17 protein-coding genes and 1 pseudogene are annotated in these 18,130 nt (G+C 63.6%); 15 read left to right on the top strand and 3 right to left on the bottom strand.

The window, feature by feature from the left end; genetic code table 11:
* Positions 1-110: 110 nt before the first annotated feature.
* Both EJ078_RS24510 and EJ078_RS24505 read right to left on the bottom strand, forming a co-directional pair.
* Positions 111-977: a Ku protein gene (locus EJ078_RS24510; RefSeq protein ID WP_127403165.1), complete on the bottom strand. Its 867-nt coding sequence runs from the start codon at positions 975-977 to the stop codon at positions 111-113.
* 564 nt (positions 978-1,541) lie between these two features.
* On the bottom strand, positions 1,542-1,781 hold the full coding sequence (locus EJ078_RS24505) for a hypothetical protein (protein ID WP_095779478.1): 240 nt from the start codon (positions 1,779-1,781) through the stop codon (positions 1,542-1,544).
* A gap of 160 nt (positions 1,782-1,941) precedes the next feature.
* On the opposite strand from EJ078_RS24505, the gene EJ078_RS24500 reads away from it, so the two are divergent.
* Together EJ078_RS24500 and EJ078_RS24495 are read left to right on the top strand one after the other, a co-directional pair.
* Entirely contained in the window at positions 1,942-2,727 is a 786-nt protein-coding gene (locus EJ078_RS24500) for an SDR family NAD(P)-dependent oxidoreductase (RefSeq protein ID WP_095826294.1), read from the top strand.
* 80 nt (positions 2,728-2,807) lie between these two features.
* Positions 2,808-3,986, top strand: a complete 1,179-nt coding sequence (locus EJ078_RS24495; protein ID WP_127403166.1) for a zinc-dependent alcohol dehydrogenase — start codon at positions 2,808-2,810, stop codon at positions 3,984-3,986.
* A 386-nt stretch (positions 3,987-4,372) separates the two neighbouring features.
* Here the strand turns inward: EJ078_RS24495 and EJ078_RS24490 are convergent, their stop codons facing one another.
* Complete coding sequence (locus EJ078_RS24490) at positions 4,373-4,645, bottom strand: hypothetical protein (protein ID WP_095779479.1); 273 nt, start codon at positions 4,643-4,645, stop codon at positions 4,373-4,375.
* Between the two features lie 213 nt (positions 4,646-4,858).
* Between EJ078_RS24490 and EJ078_RS24485 the strand changes: the two genes are divergently transcribed.
* From EJ078_RS24485 to EJ078_RS24425, 13 genes and pseudogenes are all read left to right on the top strand, one after another.
* Entirely contained in the window at positions 4,859-5,965 is a 1,107-nt protein-coding gene (locus tag EJ078_RS24485; protein WP_127403167.1) for an SDR family NAD(P)-dependent oxidoreductase, read from the top strand.
* Complete coding sequence (locus tag EJ078_RS24480) at positions 5,962-7,035, top strand: NAD-dependent epimerase/dehydratase family protein (protein WP_127403168.1); 1,074 nt, start codon at positions 5,962-5,964, stop codon at positions 7,033-7,035. Before EJ078_RS24485 ends, EJ078_RS24480 begins: the two co-directional genes overlap by 4 nt.
* Positions 7,032-8,324 carry a TIGR04295 family B12-binding domain-containing radical SAM protein gene (locus EJ078_RS24475; protein ID WP_127403169.1) on the top strand — a complete coding sequence of 431 codons (1,293 nt, stop codon included), beginning with the start codon at positions 7,032-7,034 and terminating at the stop codon, positions 8,322-8,324. Before EJ078_RS24480 ends, EJ078_RS24475 begins: the two co-directional genes overlap by 4 nt.
* A complete protein-coding gene (locus EJ078_RS24470) occupies positions 8,309-9,409 on the top strand; it encodes a glycosyltransferase family 4 protein (RefSeq protein WP_127403170.1) in 1,101 nt (366 codons plus the stop codon). The genes EJ078_RS24475 and EJ078_RS24470 overlap by 16 nt, the downstream gene beginning before the upstream one ends.
* Before the next feature lie 2 nt (positions 9,410-9,411).
* Positions 9,412-10,542: a glycosyltransferase gene (locus EJ078_RS24465; protein ID WP_127403171.1), complete on the top strand. Its 1,131-nt coding sequence runs from the start codon at positions 9,412-9,414 to the stop codon at positions 10,540-10,542.
* Positions 10,539-11,633 carry a glycosyltransferase gene (locus tag EJ078_RS24460; RefSeq protein ID WP_127213757.1) on the top strand — a complete coding sequence of 365 codons (1,095 nt, stop codon included), beginning with the start codon at positions 10,539-10,541 and terminating at the stop codon, positions 11,631-11,633. Before EJ078_RS24465 ends, EJ078_RS24460 begins: the two co-directional genes overlap by 4 nt.
* Complete coding sequence (locus EJ078_RS24455; RefSeq protein ID WP_095826276.1) at positions 11,630-12,739, top strand: glycosyltransferase; 1,110 nt, start codon at positions 11,630-11,632, stop codon at positions 12,737-12,739. The genes EJ078_RS24460 and EJ078_RS24455 overlap by 4 nt, the downstream gene beginning before the upstream one ends.
* 23 nt (positions 12,740-12,762) lie before the next feature.
* A pseudogene (locus EJ078_RS24450) lies at positions 12,763-13,719 on the top strand (UDP-glucuronic acid decarboxylase family protein); the annotation flags it as partial.
* A gap of 452 nt (positions 13,720-14,171) precedes the next feature.
* On the top strand, positions 14,172-14,330 hold the full coding sequence (locus EJ078_RS24445; RefSeq protein ID WP_066991972.1) for a DUF3309 domain-containing protein: 159 nt from the start codon (positions 14,172-14,174) through the stop codon (positions 14,328-14,330).
* Positions 14,331-14,519: 189 nt separating this feature from the next.
* Positions 14,520-15,623 carry an inositol-3-phosphate synthase gene (locus tag EJ078_RS24440; RefSeq protein WP_067320599.1) on the top strand — a complete coding sequence of 368 codons (1,104 nt, stop codon included), beginning with the start codon at positions 14,520-14,522 and terminating at the stop codon, positions 15,621-15,623.
* The gene (locus EJ078_RS24435; RefSeq protein WP_067320596.1) at positions 15,620-16,213 is read left to right on the top strand and encodes a histidine phosphatase family protein; all 594 of its coding nucleotides are present in this window, start codon (positions 15,620-15,622) and stop codon (positions 16,211-16,213) included. The genes EJ078_RS24440 and EJ078_RS24435 overlap by 4 nt, the downstream gene beginning before the upstream one ends.
* A 13-nt stretch (positions 16,214-16,226) precedes the next feature.
* Entirely contained in the window at positions 16,227-17,327 is a 1,101-nt protein-coding gene (locus EJ078_RS24430) for a glycosyltransferase (protein WP_127213758.1), read from the top strand.
* Entirely contained in the window at positions 17,327-18,130 is an 804-nt protein-coding gene (locus tag EJ078_RS24425; RefSeq protein WP_095827599.1) for a sugar phosphate nucleotidyltransferase, read from the top strand. The genes EJ078_RS24430 and EJ078_RS24425 overlap by 1 nt, the downstream gene beginning before the upstream one ends.

Raw genomic sequence — 18,130 nt, 5'->3', positions numbered from 1 at the left:
GCCCGCGCTGAGCGTTACCCGAATTCCTCCTCGGCGAAGGCGCCAAGCCTCCAGCCTTGTTTGCCTCGGCCTGCAAGCCAGCTTGATGTCGCTCACCGCACAGACAACTGCTATGCCGACTTGCGCCCCCGTGCAGAATTCTTCGTCTTTTTTCGTTTCGGCGCTCCCCTGGACTTCGGGGATTTGGGTTTTGCCCCGGCCTCCGCGCCGAGGCTCTTTTTCAGCGCATCGAACAAATTGACCACATTGGACGGCTTGGGTTCCGCCTTGGCTTTCGGCGCCTTCCTGCCGGCCTTTTTGGCGCGAACCAGTTCCAGCAGTGCCTCCTGATATCGATCTCGGAACTCGGTGGGATCGAACTTGCCCTTCTGCTTATCGATGATGTGCTCGGCCAACCCGATCATCTCGCTGTCGGGCTTTCCCGACTTGATCTCGGCGAAGACGCCGGCGGGCTCGCGCACGGTGTCGCCATAACGCAGGGTGGTCAGCATCATGCCCTTGCCGCGCGACTCGACCACCACCGGGCGTTCCCTCTGATAGAGCACGATGCGAGCGAGCCCGGCCATCTTCTTTTCTGCCAGCGCGTCGCGGATCACCGCAAAGGCCTCTTCCGAGACCTTGTCGGCGGGCGTCACGTAGTAGGGTGCGTCGAGATAGATCTGCTCGATCGACGATTTGTCGACGAAGCCGTCGAGATTGAGCGTGTGCGAGGACTCGATCTGCACCGCCTCGATGTCTTCCTCTTCGATGAAGATGAATTCGTCCTTGCCGACTTCGTAGCCCCTGACCTCGTCGTCTTTATCCAGCGGCTTGCCGCTCTCGGCATCGACATAGATGCGCCGGACCCTGTTGCCGGTCTTGCGATTGAGCACGTGGAAGGAAACCTTCTCGGCATGGGTCACGACGTTCGTCAATTCGACGGCACAGGTGACCAGCGACAGTTTGAGATAACCGCTCCAGGCGGGACGCGGCGCCATGGCGATCTCCTTGGCGACAGGAATGCAGCCGGAACGGCGAACGCACCGCTTCGGTTCCGACGTCGCAGGCCGGCGCATCGCGTCGGCTTCAGCCGGCTGAACCGGGAAGCAGCGCTGAAGTTCCCGGCGGGAGAAGCAACGGGAGCTTTCGACAAGGGCTTGGCCCGACATATTCGAGTTGCAGACATTTCGTTCGAAACGTCCGTCCGTCGCGGGATCATTCGGAACAATGGGCCTTCGGGCAAGTTGGATACGGCTCCAACGGCGAATTGATCTGGAACGACCGTGGCGACGCGGAAGATCGACAAGGACAGGCGTGAGCGCACCTCGAATGCGGCGCGCGAACTGCTTGAGACGGAACGACTGGCGCGCCAGGCAAAGACGGCGCGACTACGCGAGCAGCGTTTGGCCGCGGCACCGGCGGCAAAGTCGCCTCCTCCCGCGGCCAGGCCGGGCCGGACGCCCAAGAAGCGAAAAATCATAGATATCAGCTAGCGCCTGGCTCCGTTCGGCGCTGCCGCTTTAGGGCGGCCGGAAATCGATGACGCGTCCAGCCAGCTTCTCTCATTCCTTGGCCGCTGGCTCTCCAGGCCCAATCTCGGTCTCATCTAATATGTGCTCGTGAATGATGCCGAGGATTTGCAGCCTCACCGCCTCACGCGCCTCCGGCTGGATGAACGGCATGAGGAGATCGACCCTCTCCTTGACCCGACGGGGCAGATCAGCGCTGGGATCGGTCAGCTGGCTGCCATGCTCATAAAGGTTGTCGGTAAGTTTCTTATCCAGATCGGAAAAGATGCCCATGGCTGTCGCTCCACATTGACGGCGGAACAGCCGTGCCCCGAATTGGTTCCGTCTCGCCAAGCCTCGTTTGCCGCGCGTTGCCGAATCCCAAGAATTCGAACGGAACAATCGCACTCTGCGCATGTTCGGCCGGACCACACTCGCACGGTCGGAGAACGAAATGGAAAACGGAAAGCTCGCCGTGGTGACCGGCGCTTCCAGCGGCATCGGCAAGGAACTGGCGAAATTATGCGCGAGAGATGGCTACGAACTGGTGATCGTGGCCGACGAGCCGGCGATAGAGCAGGCTGCCGAGGCGCTGCAATCTCACCACGTTGCAGTCGAGGCGGTAGAAGCCGACCTCGCGACCGAGGAAGGGGCCAATCAACTGATCGCGAGGATTGGTGACCGCGCTATTGACCTTCTGTTCCTCAACGCGGGACGAGGCCTGGGCCGGGGCTTCATCGATCAGGACTGGCCCAAGGCGCGCCGCGTCATCGACACGAACATCACCGGCACGGTCTATCTGGCACATCGGCTCGGCCGGCAGATGGTCCGGCGTGGCCGCGGCCGGATCCTGTTCACGGGCTCCATCGCCGGCTTCATGCCCGGCACCTTCCAAGCGGTCTACAACGGCACCAAAGCCTTCATCGATTCTTTCGCCATCGCGCTGCGCCATGAGTTGAAGGACAGCGGTGTGACCGTGACAGTGCTGATGCCCGGCGCGACGCAGACCCGCTTCTTCGAGCGGGCCGACATGATGGACACCGAAATCGGGACTCAGGAGAAAGACAATCCGGCCGATGTGGCCAAGGACGGCTATGATGCCATGATGGCCGGAAAAGAGCAGGTCGTTAGCGGTTTGAAGAACAAGATGCAGGCTGCCGCGGCCCATGTCACGCCGGCCGGCACGCTGGCCGAGCAGCATCGCAAGGCCGCCGAACCGGGTTCCGCGAACAACGGATGAATGCGAGGCGCCGCCCGGGGAACATTCCAGCCGGGCGCAAGTTCGATGCACTCAATCCTCCGATCGACAGGAATGGCACGATGAAAGCGCTGACATGGCACGGCAAGGGCGATATCCGGTGCGACGCGGTCGCCGATCCCGCGATCGAGGACGACCGCGACATCATCATCAGGGTTACCTGCTGCGCCATTTGCGGTTCGGACCTGCATCTGATGGACGGCTATATGCCGACGATGAAATCGGGCGACGTGCTGGGCCATGAGACCATGGGCGAAGTGGTGGAGGTCGGCCGTGGACACACCAAGTTCAAGAAGGGCGATCGCGTCGTCGTTCCCTTCAATATCTCATGCGGCGAATGCTGGTTTTGCCAGAACGGCCTGTTTTCACTCTGCGACCGGTCGAACCCCAACGCCGACCAGGCCGCCAAGGTCATGGGCCAGTCGCCCGCGGGCCTGTTCGGCTATTCGCATCTGGTCGGTGGCTATTGGGGCGGGCAAGCCGAGTATTTGCGCGTGCCTTTTGCCGATGTCGGCCCGATCAAGGTGCCGGACGGCATGGACGACGAACAGATCCTGTTCCTCTCCGACATCTTCCCGACCGGCTATATGGCGGCGGAGAACGCCGGCATCCGGGAGGGCGACACCGTCGCCATCTGGGGCTGCGGGCCGGTCGGCCAGTTCGCGATCCAGAGCGCCTGGATGCTTGGCGCCGGACGCGTGATCGCCATCGACAAGGTGCCGGAGCGGCTTGCTATGGCGCGGGACCACGGCAAGGCCGAGACCCTCGATTTCAGCAACGTGAATATCTACGATGCCCTGATGGCCATGACCAACGGTCGCGGCCCGGACAGTTGCATCGACTGTGTCGGCACCGAAGCCGATGCCAGCGCCACCCCGGATTCCATGCTCGATAAGGTCAAGGCGAGTGTCTATCTTGGCACCGACCGGCCGCATGTGCTGCGCGAGGCGATCTATTGTTGTCGCAAGGGAGGCACCATTTCGGTGCCCGGCGTCTATATCGGCCTTGTCGACCACATCCCGTTCGGCGCGGCGATGAACAAGGGGCTGACGTTCCGCATGGGACAAACCCACACGCAACGCTATCTCGAGCCTCTCCTGCACAAGGTCCAAAGCGGCGACATCGACCCGTCCTTCGTGATCACCCACCGCGCCGGGCTCGAGGCCGGACCCGACCTCTACAGGAAGTTTCGCGACAAGCAGAACGGCTGCATCAAGGTCGTGATGCGCCCACACGGGTGACCACGTCTTTGCCCGGAACTCGCCCGGGCGCCCTGTCGTTGCGATCAGGTAAGGAGGTATCAAATGGCTCAACTGAAAAACACATCTCGGCCGGCCACCAGGTCACCGAACGCCGAAGGCCTTCCGCGTCCTGACCGCGATGCCATGGATAGCGACGCTGGCGCGAGACCGGCAGTTCCCAAAACAGCCGGCGCCGCCGAGGAACAGTCGACATCACCGCTCGACAGCAAGGTTGCCAATCGCAATGCCGGTCGCAAGCGCGAGGCCGGAACCACCCCGCGCCCAACCGACAAGCCATTGGATTGAGGCAACCGGGGCGGCGCGGCAGCCTCCGCCGGTCGGGCCGCTTGCGTGCGTTCGTTGCTGGTTACCTGCCGCCGCCCGCGTCAACCATTCCCGCTCCGCTCGACAAATTTGTTGAAGCGGCTCTTTCCTCCGCTCCCGGCCTTGTCCTGATGGAGGAAGGCAAGGTCGTTCTCGTCGAAGATCCGGAAGAACTCATCCCACTCGATCGGTTCGAGCGCTTCCTCCGGCTCGCCGAAGTCGATGCGCAGGATGCCGCCCTCGCCCTTGGTGCGAACCACGGCGGGATGGCCGTCCCTCTCCTCAACCCATTTGCGAATTTCGTCGTGATTGGTGGTCGTCTTCGCTTCAGACATGGCATTCCCTTTCTCGCCGCACGTCGGTGAGCGGCCCTAACAGCGCGCAAAGGGCAATGTTCCCAGGCATGCGCGCGACCCGCCGACAGCTTCGCCACGGAGGGAACTTTGATGAAGCAGGGAACAAACCTTTTGTCCCGAAGTTCGGGAGCCCAACGCTAAATCGGCCCCAACGCTAAATCGGCCCCAACGCTAACTCGGCAAGGAGTTCTCGTGAAACGTGTCCTGGTTACGGGAGGCTGCGGTTTCATTGGCCGGCATGTCGCCCAGGAACTCATCGAGCATGGCTACGAGGTCCGTGTCCTGGACGCACTCTTGGACCAAGTGCACGGCAATGAAGCCGTCAGCATTCCAGCTGGCGCCGAGCTGATACGGGGAGATGTACGTGATCGAGACACGGTCGCCGACGCGGTAGCGGATGTCGACACCGTCATCCACCTCGCTGCCGAGGTCGGCGTCGGCCAATCCATGTACGAGATCGCCCGATATGTCGGCACCAACGATCTCGGCACCGCGACCCTGCTCGAGGCGTTGATCAAGAAACCAGTCGAACGCATTGTCGTCGCATCGTCGATGAGCATCTACGGCGAAGGCCTCTACAAGACACCAGACGGGCGGCGTATCGACGATGCCCATCGCAAGCCAAGCGACATCAGGATCGGCCAATGGGACCCGCTGTCGGCTGCCGGCGAAGCGCTGTCGCCGATTCCGACCGACGAGGAGAAACGTCCTGACCTCGCTTCGATCTACGCGCTGACCAAATATGCGCAGGAACGCGCGGTGCTGATCTTCGGTCAGGCTTATGACGTGGATGCGGTGGCATTGCGCCTGTTCAACGTCTTCGGCGCCGGTCAAGCGCTCGCAAATCCCTACACCGGCGTGCTTGCCAACTTCGCTTCGCGGCTCGCCAACGGCAAGCGGCCGATGATCTTCGAGGACGGCGAGCAAAAGCGCGACTTCGTCCATGTGCGCGATGTCGCACGGGCTTTCCGGCTGGCGCTGGAGCAACGCCAGGCAGCCGGCCACCCGATCAATATCGGCAGCGGACGGTCCTACACCATCAGCGAGGTCGCTCGATTGCTTGCAGAAGCGATGGGCGTTCCGAAGCGGCCGCCCGAAATCCTCGGCAAGGCGCGCTCCGGCGACATCCGCAACTGCTTTGCCGACATTGCCAAGGCGCGCGAGCTGCTTGGCTTCGAGCCGAGCCATCGGCTTGAGAACTCCCTCGGTGAATTCGCGGCCTGGGTTCGCAACACCGTCGTCATCGACCGCGGCGCCGACATGAAGCGCGAACTTGAAGAGCGGGGGCTGGTGTCATGAGTGAGCGGCATCGCGGCCTCGGCAAAGCGCCGGTGGCCGTCATCGGCGGCAGCGGCTTCATAGGCTCAAACCTCGCCGACAGCCTGTTGTCGGATGGCGAGCCCGTTCTGGTCATCGACAATCTCAGCCGAGCCGGCGTCGAGCAGAACCTCGAATGGCTGGCGCAAAAGCACGGCAACCATCTCAGGGTTGAAGCCGTGGACGTGCGCGACCAAGCCAGACTGGCCTCCGTGCTGACGCCAGCAAGAGCGATCTTCCATCTGGCCGCCCAGACCGCCGTGACCACGAGCCTGATCGATCCCGCGGAGGACCTCGACATCAATCTCAAAGGCACCTTCAACGTGCTTGAGGCGGCGCGCCAGGTGAGCGCCCCGGTAATCTTCGCCAGCACTAACAAGGTCTACGGCAGCTTGCCCCAGCTCGCGGTGCAGGAAACGGACGACCGTTACGAGCCTTGCGACGAAGCCATCCGCGCCAATGGAGTCGACGAGACGATCGGGCTCCATTTCTGCACGCCCTATGGCTGCTCCAAGGGCGCTGCGGACCAGTATGTCCTTGATTATGCCAAGTCCTATGGCCTGCCGACGGCGGTGCTGCGCATGAGCTGCATCTATGGACCGCGCCAGTTCGGCACCGAGGACCAGGGCTGGGTCGCGCATTTCCTCCTCAGCGCGCTCAGCGGCCGGCCCATCACCGTCTATGGCGACGGCAAGCAGGTGCGCGACATCCTGCATGTGTCCGACGCGGTTGCCGCCTATCGCGGAGTGCTGGCCAGGATCGAAGACCTCAAGGGACAGGCGTTCAATCTTGGCGGCGGACCGCGGAATGCCGTCAGCCTGCGCTCGCTCCTGTCGGAGATCGCCATCATGACCGGCCGCGACATCGTGGTGCGGCAGGATCTCGAACGCACCGGCGACCAGCCCTTCTTCATCGCCGATACCCGCAAGATAGAGGCCGCGCTTGGCTGGCGGGCGCATGTCCCGTGGCGCGAAGGCATCAGCGACCTTGCCGGCTGGCTGTTGCGGCACCGTCTTCAGCCGCACGCTGAAGTGGCGAGGTACGTCGCATGAAAGTCGCACTGGTCAATCCACGTTGGACGTATGAACACAGCATCTATTTCGGCTGCCGCCAGCCGCATCTGCCCTTGGAGCTTGGCTACTGCAAAGCGCTCTTGGAGACCGACGGCCACAGCGTGCTGATGCTGGACGGACAGTTGCAGGATCTCGACAACGCGGAACTTGCCGAGCGCGTGGCGGCGTTCGCGCCGGACATGACCGTCGTGACCACCGCGCCGACCTATCTGTTCTGGCGCTGCGCGCCGCCGGAGCTGCGGGTGCCGGCAGAATTCCTGAAGCATCTCGCCGGGCGCGGCGGGCGCACCGCCGCCGTCGGGCCGCATGGCTCGGCGACGCCGGCCCCTACCCTGCGCAAGCTTGGCGTCGATGTCGTCGTGCGCGGCGAATGCGAGGAGGTGGTGGCGGAGCTTGCCGGGCGCGGCGAATGGAGCGCCGTCCCTCACACGGCGCGGCTCGAGAGCGGCGTGCTGGCCTGCAACGGTGGCGTGAGCGTCAGCCGCTTCGTCGACCACCCGGCACTTCATTGGCCGTCCGATTGGATTGCGGCCCATTCGCACCACCATCATCGGTTCGACGCGGACCAGAAGGGCGCCGGTGCCGAGGTGGAAGCTTCGCGGGGTTGCCCCTATAATTGCAGCTTCTGCGCCAAGATCGATTTTCGCGACGCCTACCGCCGCAGGAACCACGACGCGGTCGTCGCCGAGATCGACGGTCTGATGGCCCAGGGCGTCGGCTATATCTACTTCATCGACGAGATTTTCCTGCCCCAGAAGGCGCTGCTCGAGGCCCTTGTCGACCGCGATATCCAATTCGGCGTTCAGACGCGCATCGACCTCTGGAAACCGGAGTTGCTGGAATTGTTGGGCGAGGCCGGCTGCGTCTCGATCGAAGCTGGCCTGGAAAGCCTAACCGTCGAAGGCCGCGAGATGCTGGCCAAGCGCTGTCGGCTGGGCACCGAGGAATTGGCCGCGCTGCTGGTCGATGCCCGCCGCCATGTTCCTTTCGTCCAAGCCAATCTGATCGGCGTGGTCGAGGACGATCCGGCCCTGGTGGAGTATTGGCGCAAGCACCTCATCGACAACGGCGTCTGGGCCAACGAGCCGGTGCCGCTCTATCCCTATCCGAGCTCGCCAAGTTACCGCGAGCTGTGGGGCGAACCCGACGATTTCGCCTGGGAGCGCGCGCATGAGCACTATCTGGCTTCGTTCCGGACGTTCAGCGACATCCAGGACCAGCGCCCGCGCGCGCTGGCCGAATTGGAGTCCTCATGCTGCAATCATTGATCCATCGCCCGCGGCGCATCCTGATGACCACCGACTCCGTCGGTGGCGTCTGGCGATATTCGCTCGACCTAGCGCGCGAGCTCACCACCCGAGGGGACAGCGTCGTGCTGGCCGGGCTAGGGCCTCGGCCTTCTCGGGAGCAGGCACAAGAGGCGCAATCCTTCGCGACGCTCGCATGGCTCGAGACCCCTCCGGACTGGATGACGCGCAACGAGAGCGATCTCGACGGCCTGCCCGGCGAGCTTCGCGAGCTTGCGACGGCCTATGCCGCGGACCTCGTTCATCTTAACGCTCCGGCCCAGGCGGCCGAGGTCGATCTGCCCTGCCCCATCCTCGTGGTCTCGCATTCCTGCGTCGTGACGTGGCTGCATGCCGTGCGCGGTCAGGTGCCGACCGATGCCTGGGCCTGGCAGAAAGACCGCAACCGGGCCGGTTTCAATCGCGCCGATATTGTGGTGGCACCCAGCCGAAGCCACGCCGACATGCTTGAGGCCTGCTACGGGCCGGTCGCGCGGCTAAGTGTCGTCCACAACAGTGCTCTTCCCGGCCCGGTCGGCTCGCGCCGCGAGCCTTTCGTCCTGGCCGCCGCCCGCTGGTGGGATGAAGGAAAGAACGCGGCTGTGCTGGATGCCGCGGCTGCCATGACGGAATGGCCGGTCCATGCCGCCGGCCCCCTCGGCGGGCCGGACGGGCAGATGGCGTGTCTTGATCATTGCGTCGCGCTCGGCTCGATCGGCCATGCCCAAGTGCGCCAGCGGATGGCGCGGGCCGGCATTTTCGTTTCGCCATCGATCTACGAGCCCTTCGGGCTTGCCGCTCTGGAAGCCGCGCTCTCGGGCGCGCCGCTGGTCCTCGCCGACATTGCGACCTATCGCGAACTCTGGGACGGCGCGGCTATGTTCTTCGACACGCGCGATCCGCATGCGCTTGCCGGATGCATCGCCCACCTCTCCCGCGACGAAAATTTGCGGCGCCAGCTTGGCCGGCGCGCCGTCCGTCGCGCGCGCAAATTTTCGCCGCAGGCGCAGGCGGCCGCGATGAGTGAAATCTACGATCGTGCGGCGATGGCCGTCGCAGGGCGCTGACCATGCATTTCGTATTCTACACCCATTCCGTCGTTTCCGATTGGAACCATGGCAATGCGCATTTCCAGCGCGGCATCATGCGCGAGCTTGTTGCGAACGGACACCATGCCCTCGCGCTCGAACCCGCGGACGGCTGGAGTCGTTCGAACCTTCTGGCCGAGCAAGGCCCCTTCGCCGTCGAGCGCTTCCGGAAAGATTTTCCCGAGCTGATGCCGGTGACCTACGATGCGTCCTTCGATCACGAGGCCTGGATTGCGAAGGCGGATGTGGTGATCGTCCATGAATGGACCGATCCAGATCTTGTGGCGCGGATCGGGCGGGCCAAGCTCAACGGCGGCAAGTTCACGCTGCTGTTTCACGACACGCATCACCGCGCCGTGTCGGCGACGCAGTCGATCTCGGCACTGAACCTGGAGCACTATGACGGCGTCTTGGTCTTCGGCGAGGCGTTGCGGGAGAGCTACCTTCGCGCCGGCTGGGGCCGACGGGCTTTCACCTGGCATGAAGCAGCGGACGAACGGTTGTTCAAACCCTCTCCCGAAGCCGACGCCGTATCGGATCTGGTCTGGGTCGGCAACTGGGGCGACGACGAACGCAGCGCCGAAATCCAGGAGTTCCTCGTCGCGCCGGCACGCGAGCTTGGCCTGTCGGGAACCGTTCACGGGGTGCGCTACCCAGCGCAGGCGCGGGCCGCGCTCGCCGTCGCCGGCTTGCGCCATGAGGGCTGGATCGCCAATGCCGACGTCCCGAAAGCGTTCGCGCAGCATCGCGTGACCGTGCACATCCCGCGCCGACCCTATCGGGAACATCTGCCGGGCATTCCCACGATCCGCATGTTCGAGGCATTGGCCTGCGGCATTCCCCTCGTCTCTGCGCCATGGTCGGACGTCGAAGAGCTGTTCCGTCCCGGCAAGGACTTTCTGTTTGCCCGCGACGGCGCCGAGATGCGCCAGCACCTGCGCGACGTGCTGCACGACGCCGGGCTTGCCAAGGCTCTGGCGGCAGCCGGGCTGGAAACCATCCTGGCGCGGCACACATGCCGGCGCCGCGCCGACGAATTGTTCGACATACTCGCCGCATGCGGCAATCGCCATGCGGCCGACGGGTTGCCAGCAAGGGAGGCCGCCGCATGAAGATCGCCTTTTACGGATCCAGCCTGCTGTCGTCCTATTGGAACGGCGCCGCCACCTATTATCGCGGCCTGCTGAAGGCACTTTCCCGGCGCGGTTACGACATCGTCTTCTACGAGCCGGATGCCTTTGACCGGCAGAAGCACCGCGACATCGAGGTTCCCGACTGGTGCGACGTCGTCGTCTACGAGGCGACGCCGGATGCGCTGATGCAGGTCGCTTGCTGCGCCGAGCAGGCCGACATCGTGGTCAAGGCAAGCGGTGTGGGCTTCGAAGACGAAGCGCTGTTGCGCGCCGTGCTCGACCACGCCCGCAATGACGCGCTGACGGTGTTCTGGGACGTCGACGCCCCGGCGACGCTCAGCGAGTTGCGGAACGATGCCGCCCATCCTCTCCACGAGGAGCTCAAAAGGATCTCCCTCGTGCTGACCTATGGCGGCGGAGATCCCGTCGTGTGGGACTATAGGGCGCTTGGCGCCGCCGAATGTGTGCCGATCTACAACGCGCTCGATCCCGAGACGCATTTCCCCGTCGCCCGAGATTCCCGCTTCGCCTGCGATCTCGCCTTTCTCGGCAATCGCCTGCCGGATCGCGAGGCCCGCGTGGAAGGCTTCTTCCTCGAGCCGGCCGGTGCGCTGGAGGACCAGAAGTTCCTGCTCGGCGGATCAGGCTGGGGCGACAAGCCGATGCCGGCGAATGTCTCCTGGCTCGGCCATGTCGGCACTCGAGACCATAACGCCTTCAATGTCACGCCGAAGGCGGTGCTGAACATCAGCCGCGACAGCATGGCCAGCAACGGCTTTTCGCCGGCAACGCGGGTGTTCGAGGCGGCCGGCGCCGGTGCATGCCTCATCACCGACGCCTGGGCCGGTGTCGAGCTGTTCCTTACGCCTGGCGAGGAAATCCTGGTGGCGCGAGACGGCGCCGACGTTGTCGAGATCATGTGCACGCTCACACCAGGGCGCGCAAAGGCGATCGGGGCGGCAGCGCTTCGGCGTGTTCTGGCCGAGCACACCTACACACTGAGGGCTGAACGGGTTGACGCAATCTTAAAGGCGCATTTCGAGCGCGAGACCGTGGAGGCCGCAGAATGACGAAGGCACTCGATATCGTGTTCCTGGGTCTTTCTCTGTCCTCTTCCTGGGGCAATGGCCATGCGACGACGTTTCGGGGGCTGCTGCGGGGCCTCGACGAGCTCGGCCATCGCGTCACCTTCTTCGAACGCGACGTGCCCTGGTACGCGCACCACCGCGACCTGCGCGACCCCGATTATTGCGACTTGCGCTATTACGACACCGTCCAGGAGCTTCGTCGCAGCCATGAACGAGACCTTCAGCAGGCCGATGTTGTGGTCATCGGCTCGTTCGTGCCTGAAGGCAGGGCGGTCATCGACGACCTCGCGTCGCTGTGCACCGGGCTATTCTGCTTCTACGACATCGACACGCCGGTGACGCTGGCCAGGATTGCCGAGGATGACTGCGACTATCTCGCGCGTCGGCAGATTCCCTATTTCAACCTTTATTTCTCCTTCACGGGCGGACCGACCCTCCATCGCCTGGAGCTCGAATTCGGCGCGCGTCGGGCCGAACCGCTCTATTGCTCCGTCGACCCCGAGCGGCACCATCGAAACCGAAATGTGATCAAATGGGACCTAGGCTATCTCGGCACCTACAGTCCGGATCGGCAACAGACCCTGGAAACGCTTCTGCTCGAGCCTGCGCGTCGACTGCCGGATCGACGCTTCGTGGTTGCGGGCTCGCAATACCCGCACGATATCGACTGGCCCGATAATGTCGAGCGGATCGAGCACCTGCCGCCGGCCGAGCATGCCGGATTTTATAGCCGGCAGCGCTACACGTTGAATGTGACACGCACTTCGATGGTCGAAGCCGGATGGTCGCCCAGCGTCCGGCTTTTCGAAGCAGCGGCGTGCGGGACGCCGATCATCAGCGATCGCTGGCCCGGCCTCGACAGTTTCTTTCCGGCTACGGCGATACAGACGGCCGGCAGCGCAGATGATGTGACGGGAATTCTTCTGGGACAGCCCGACCGCGCCAGGCTCAGCATGGCCAGGCAGGCCCATTCGCTGGTCCTGGAAAGACACACCGGAGTTGCTCGGGCACGAGAGTTCACGTCGATGCTGGCGCGGGCAAGACAGACACGTCCGGTGCTCGATCTGGATGTCGAAAGTGCAGCATGACAGGCAGACAGGAGAACACACAGATGCGGCGTTCAAGAAAGGCCCAACAGACACGGACGGCGCTTGTCGCCGGCGGTGCCGGTTTCCTCGGTTCGCACCTATGCGAGGCCCTGTTTGGCATCGGCTATCGCGTGATCTGCATCGACAACTTTCTCACCGGCCGAATGGAGAACATTACGCCGCTTATCGGCCAATCGCGCTTCCGGTTGATCGAGCAGGATATCTGCAGCCCGCTGGAACTGGGTGAACCGGTCGACCGGGTCTTCAACCTGGCATGCGCGGCGTCACCGCCCCGCTACCAGGCCGATCCCGTTCACACCACGCGCACCTGCGTGGTCGGGTCGCTCAATCTCCTCGAGCTTGCCGTTCGCGACGGTGCACGCTTCCTGCAGGCATCGACCAGCGAAGTGTATGGTGATCCCGAGCAGCATCCGCAGCGTGAGGACTATCTCGGCCATGTGAACTGCACCGGCCCGCGCGCCTGCTACGACGAAGGCAAGCGCACTGCGGAGACGCTTTGCTTCGACTACCTTCGGGCCGATCGGGCCGACGTGCGTGTCGCCCGTATCTTCAACACTTATGGCCCAAGGATGGACCCCGCCGACGGTCGCATCGTCTCGAATCTGGTCATGCAGGCACTTGAAAAGCGGCCGATGACGATATTCGGCGATGGCCGGCAGACGCGATCCTTCTGCTACGTCACCGACCTGGTCGAAGGCCTGTTGCGGCTGATGGACATCGAGCCCAATCCGCGCCAGCCGATCAATCTTGGCAACCCCGGGGAATTCACCGTCCTCGAATTGGCCGGCCTGGTGAGGGAACTGACCGGCACCAGGTCGCCCGTCAAATTCCTGCCTTTGCCGGAAGACGATCCCCGCCGGCGACGCCCCGATATAGCCCGAGCGAAGGAGCTTCTCGGCTGGGCCCCCAAGGTGCCTCTCCGGCAGGGCCTGCTGCAAACGGTCGTCTACTTCGCCGAACTCGACGGCAGCGCGACCGTGTCGCCCGCCACCGCGACCAACAGGTCCGGGGCAGACGGAGTTGAAACCGGCGGCCCGCAGGATCCCGATGCGTCCCGCGTTCTTTTCACCGAAGCGGAACATCCGACCGAGATTCTGGTTGGGCCCGATAACCGGCACGGAGAACGCAGTCGTGCAGTCGAAGCGATCAGCCAAGGACATCGAGCAGATGGCGGCCGCGGAAACCGCCGCCTTCCTGCGACGAGCCTCCATCACCTACCTCGAATGTTGCGTCAGCCTGATGATGACGCATCTTCAACGCGAAGAAGTCGCAACCATCCTCGAGCGGGAAGCTGACATGCTGCGCAGGCTGGACTGAGCCCCCAGCGCCTCAGACGAATGACGAACAAATAGCATATGAGCCCCGCAGTCTGAGGTCCGAACGTCCACCTCGCCAATGAAGGGGACCCGATATGAGTCTCGGCACAATCCTCATTATTATCCTGATCTTGTTGCTGATCGGCGCGATCCCGGCCTGGCCGTATTCGTCGGGCTGGGGCTATGGGCCTTCGGGCGTGCTCGGCGTCATACTTGTCATCCTGGTGATCATGGCGCTCATGGGCCGGATTTGAGGCCGAGCGGGCGAGATTCCATTAGCCGCACTCCGAACGTCGCGTCCTGCGCTGGCCTCGGAGACAACGCGGCAACGGGAGTATTGAACGTCGACCGCATCGGCGAATTTTCCACCTCTCAAGGAACATTCCTGACCGGTCACAGTTCGGCGCGAGGAACTTACCTCCAACAATAGAGGCGGCGGTTTCGTGACATCGAAAAAGGTTCGCATCGGCATCGTCGGTGTCGGCAATTGCGCATCCTCCCTAGTGCAAGGCCTCACCTATTATCGTCAGGCAAAAAGCAACGAGCCGATCCCCGGGCTAATGCATGCCGATCTCGGCGGCTACCATGTCGAAGACATCGAGGTCGTCTGCGCCTTCGACGTCGCCAAGAGCAAGGTCGGGCGCGATGTGGCCGAAGCAATCTACAACGCCCCGAACAACACCTTCCGTTTTGCCGATGTGGCGCCGATCGGCGTGCGCGTGCAACGCGGACCTACACTCGACGGCATCGGCAAATATCTGCGCGATGAAATCGAGGAAGCGAATGAGCCGGTCGCCGACGTGACCGCAGGCCTTCGGGAAAGCGGGGCCGAGGTGCTGGTGTCCTATCTGCCGGTCGGCTCGGATGCGGCAACCCGCTATTATGCCGAATGCGCGTTGGCGGCCGGGTGCGCTTTCGTCAACTGCATACCGGTCTTCATCGCTTCGCGGCCGGAATGGCGCCGCCGCTTCGAAGAGCGCGGCCTGCCCCTGATCGGAGACGACATCAAGAGCCAGGTCGGCGCTACCATCGTTCACCGGCTGCTCGCCAATCTGTTTCGGGAGCGCGGGGTGCGCATCGACCGCACCTACCAGCTCAACTTCGGCGGCAACACGGACTTCCTCAACATGCTGGAGCGTGAGCGGCTGGAATCGAAAAAGATCTCCAAGACGCAGTCGGTCACCAGCCAGATCGATGTACCGCTCGAGCCCGGCAACATCCATGTCGGACCCAGCGATCATGTGCCTTGGCTCACCGACCGCAAATGGGCCTATATCCGGGTCGAAGGCACGACCTTCGGCGGCGTCCCGCTGAATGCCGAACTCAAGCTGGAAGTCTGGGATTCCCCCAACTCCGCCGGAGTGGTCATCGACGCGGTGCGCTGCGCCAAGCTGGCGCTCGATCGCGGTATCGCTGGGGCGCTCACCGGGCCTTGCAGTTATTTCATGAAGTCTCCGCCGGAGCAGTTCACCGATGCCGAAGCCCGCCTGCGCACCCTCGCCTTCATAGCCGGTAGGGGCGAGCCGATGCTCGACGCCGCGGAATGACAACGACTATTTTCCTCGTGCGGCATGCTGCGTATGACAATGTCGGCCGCTATCTGGCAGGCCGCCAGGATATCGATCTTGGCCAAACCGGCCAGGCACAGACGCTGCGTCTGGCCCGCCGTCTGGCGAGGGAACCGCTCGCGGCCATTTTCAGCAGCCCGCGCAAGCGCACCTTGGAAACCGCGAAACCGATCGCTGTCGCCTGCAATATCGAGCAGATCGGAATCTGCCAGGAATTGGACGAGATCGATTTCGGCGCATGGTCCGGCAAGACATTCGAAGAGCTGGCCGATGACGCCGCCTGGCGGATGTGGAACGACCAGCGACAGAGCGCCCGAACACCGAGCGGCGAGACCATGCAGGACACCCAGCAGCGGATCGTCGACCTCATGGACGTGCTGCGCGAACAGGCCCCAAACCGATGCGTTGCACTGATCAGTCACGCGGACGTCATCAAGGCTGCGGTGTGCAAGGTGCTTGGCCTTCAGCTCGGCGACTGTTTTCGCTTCGACATCGAACCTGCCTCGATCACCACCGTCGTCCATGGCGACTGGGGCTCTAAGCTCATTCGCCTGAACGAAATCGCCTGACTGGAGCTGCCCGATGCGCATGGTGATCTTCGGCCTCACGGTCACCTCTTCCTGGGGAAACGGACATGCCACGCTTTGGCGCGGGCTGATACGCGCGCTGGCGCCACTCGGCTGGTCGATCAGCTTCTTTGAGCGCGACACGCCCTACTATGCCGGCGCAAGGGATCTCACCCATCTCGATGGCGGCCACGTGGTGCTCTATCCGGGATGGGATGATATTGCCCAGGCTGCGGCAATCGCGGTCCGGCAGGCTGACGCGGTCATCGTCACCTCCTACTGCCCGGATGCTGTTGAAGCCTCACGCCTCGCGCAGGAGAGTTGCCGTGGGCTCAAGGTGTTCTACGATCTTGATACCGCGGTGACGCTCGCGCGCATCGAGCAGGGCGAGCAGCCTCCCTATTTCGGTCCGGAAGGCCTTCGCGATTTCGATTTGGTGCTGAGCTACACCGGCGGCGATGCACTCGGTGCGCTCAAGTCCATGCTGGGGGCGCGCCGTGTCGTGCCGCTCTACGGCCATGTCGATCCGGAGCGTCATCGGCCAGCAAAGTCCAGGCCCGAGTTTGCGGGCGATCTGTCCTACCTCGGCACTTATGCCTCGGATCGCCAGGCCGGCGTCGAGAAGCTGCTCGTCGCGCCCGCCGTCCGGCTGCCGGATCGCCGTTTCGTCATTGGCGGCGCTCAATATCCGCAGGAGTTTCCGTGGAGCGACAACATCTTCTTCGTCAGGCATTTGCCGCCTGCCGATCATCCGGCCTTCTTCTGCTCGTCACGTCTCACCCTGAATGTCACCCGCGAGGCCATGGCGCGCAAGGGCTGGTGCCCCTCCGGCCGGCTGTTCGAAGCGGCTGCCTGCGGCGCCGCCATCGTTTCCGACGACTGGCCGGGTCTGGACGACTTCTTCGAGCCCGGCTGCGAAATCCTGCTTGCACATTCCACCGACGATGTGGTCGCCGCGCTCGGTTTGTCGGACCGCGAGCTCGAGGCGTTGCGCCGCCGAGCCCGCGAACGCGTCCTCGACGAACACACATCCGCACGCCGCGCCGCGGAACTGGACCGGATTCTGGTCGAAGCCGCCACCGCGCCAGCAAGCGAACCGATGAAGGAAACCGTCTGATGTTGGGTATCGTGCCTGCGGCGGGGCGCGGCAGCCGCATTCAACCGCTGGGTTTTTCCAAGGAACTGCTCCCGGTTGGCAGCCGGATGGACGGGCAAACCGAGCGTCCGTGCGCGGTCAGCGAGTATCTGGTGCGCCGAATGGTGCGCAACGGCGTCGACAGGATCTGCTTCATCATCGGTTCGGGTAAGTCCGATATCCTCGAATACTATGCGGCCGGCTATGACAGCGCGGCCGCGATTTTCGTGGCCCAGCCCTCTCCCGTCGGTCTTTGCGACGCGATCTTCCGCGCCGCCCCTCTCGTCGCGCCGCAAGAGACCGTCCTGATCGGTCTGCCGGACACGATCTGGTTCCCCGAGGACGGCTTCTGCCATCTGCCGGACGACCGGCTGTCATTCCTGCTGTTTCCTGTAGACCGTCCCGAGCTTTTCGACGCCGTGGTTGTCGATCAGGACGGCCGCGTCGAGCAGATCCAGGTCAAGCAGCAGGACGCAGCCACGGACTGGGTCTGGGGCGCGTTCAAGATGCCGGGCTTCACCTTTCAGCGGCTCGCGGCGCTTTGGCGCGAGCGGGACGGCTGCGACGAGTATTTCGGAACGCTGGTCAATGCTTACCTTGCCGTCGGCGGTGAAGCCTGGGGCGTCAAGGCAGGCTCGGCCTATGTCGATGTCGGCACCTTCAACGGCTACCGCACGGCGCTCCGGCTGCTTGAAAACAACGACGCCTCGGAAGACGAAGACACAGCGATATTCGTGCCGCCGAGCCGCTCGCAGGTGCCATCCTTGCCAGGCGAAGGAGGCTGA

This window comes from Mesorhizobium sp. M1A.F.Ca.IN.022.06.1.1 (assembly GCF_003952605.1).
Classification (GTDB): Bacteria; Pseudomonadota; Alphaproteobacteria; order Rhizobiales; family Rhizobiaceae; genus Mesorhizobium.
Note: the sequence above shows the minus strand (reverse complement) of the source record. Positions and strands in the feature narration are given on the sequence as shown.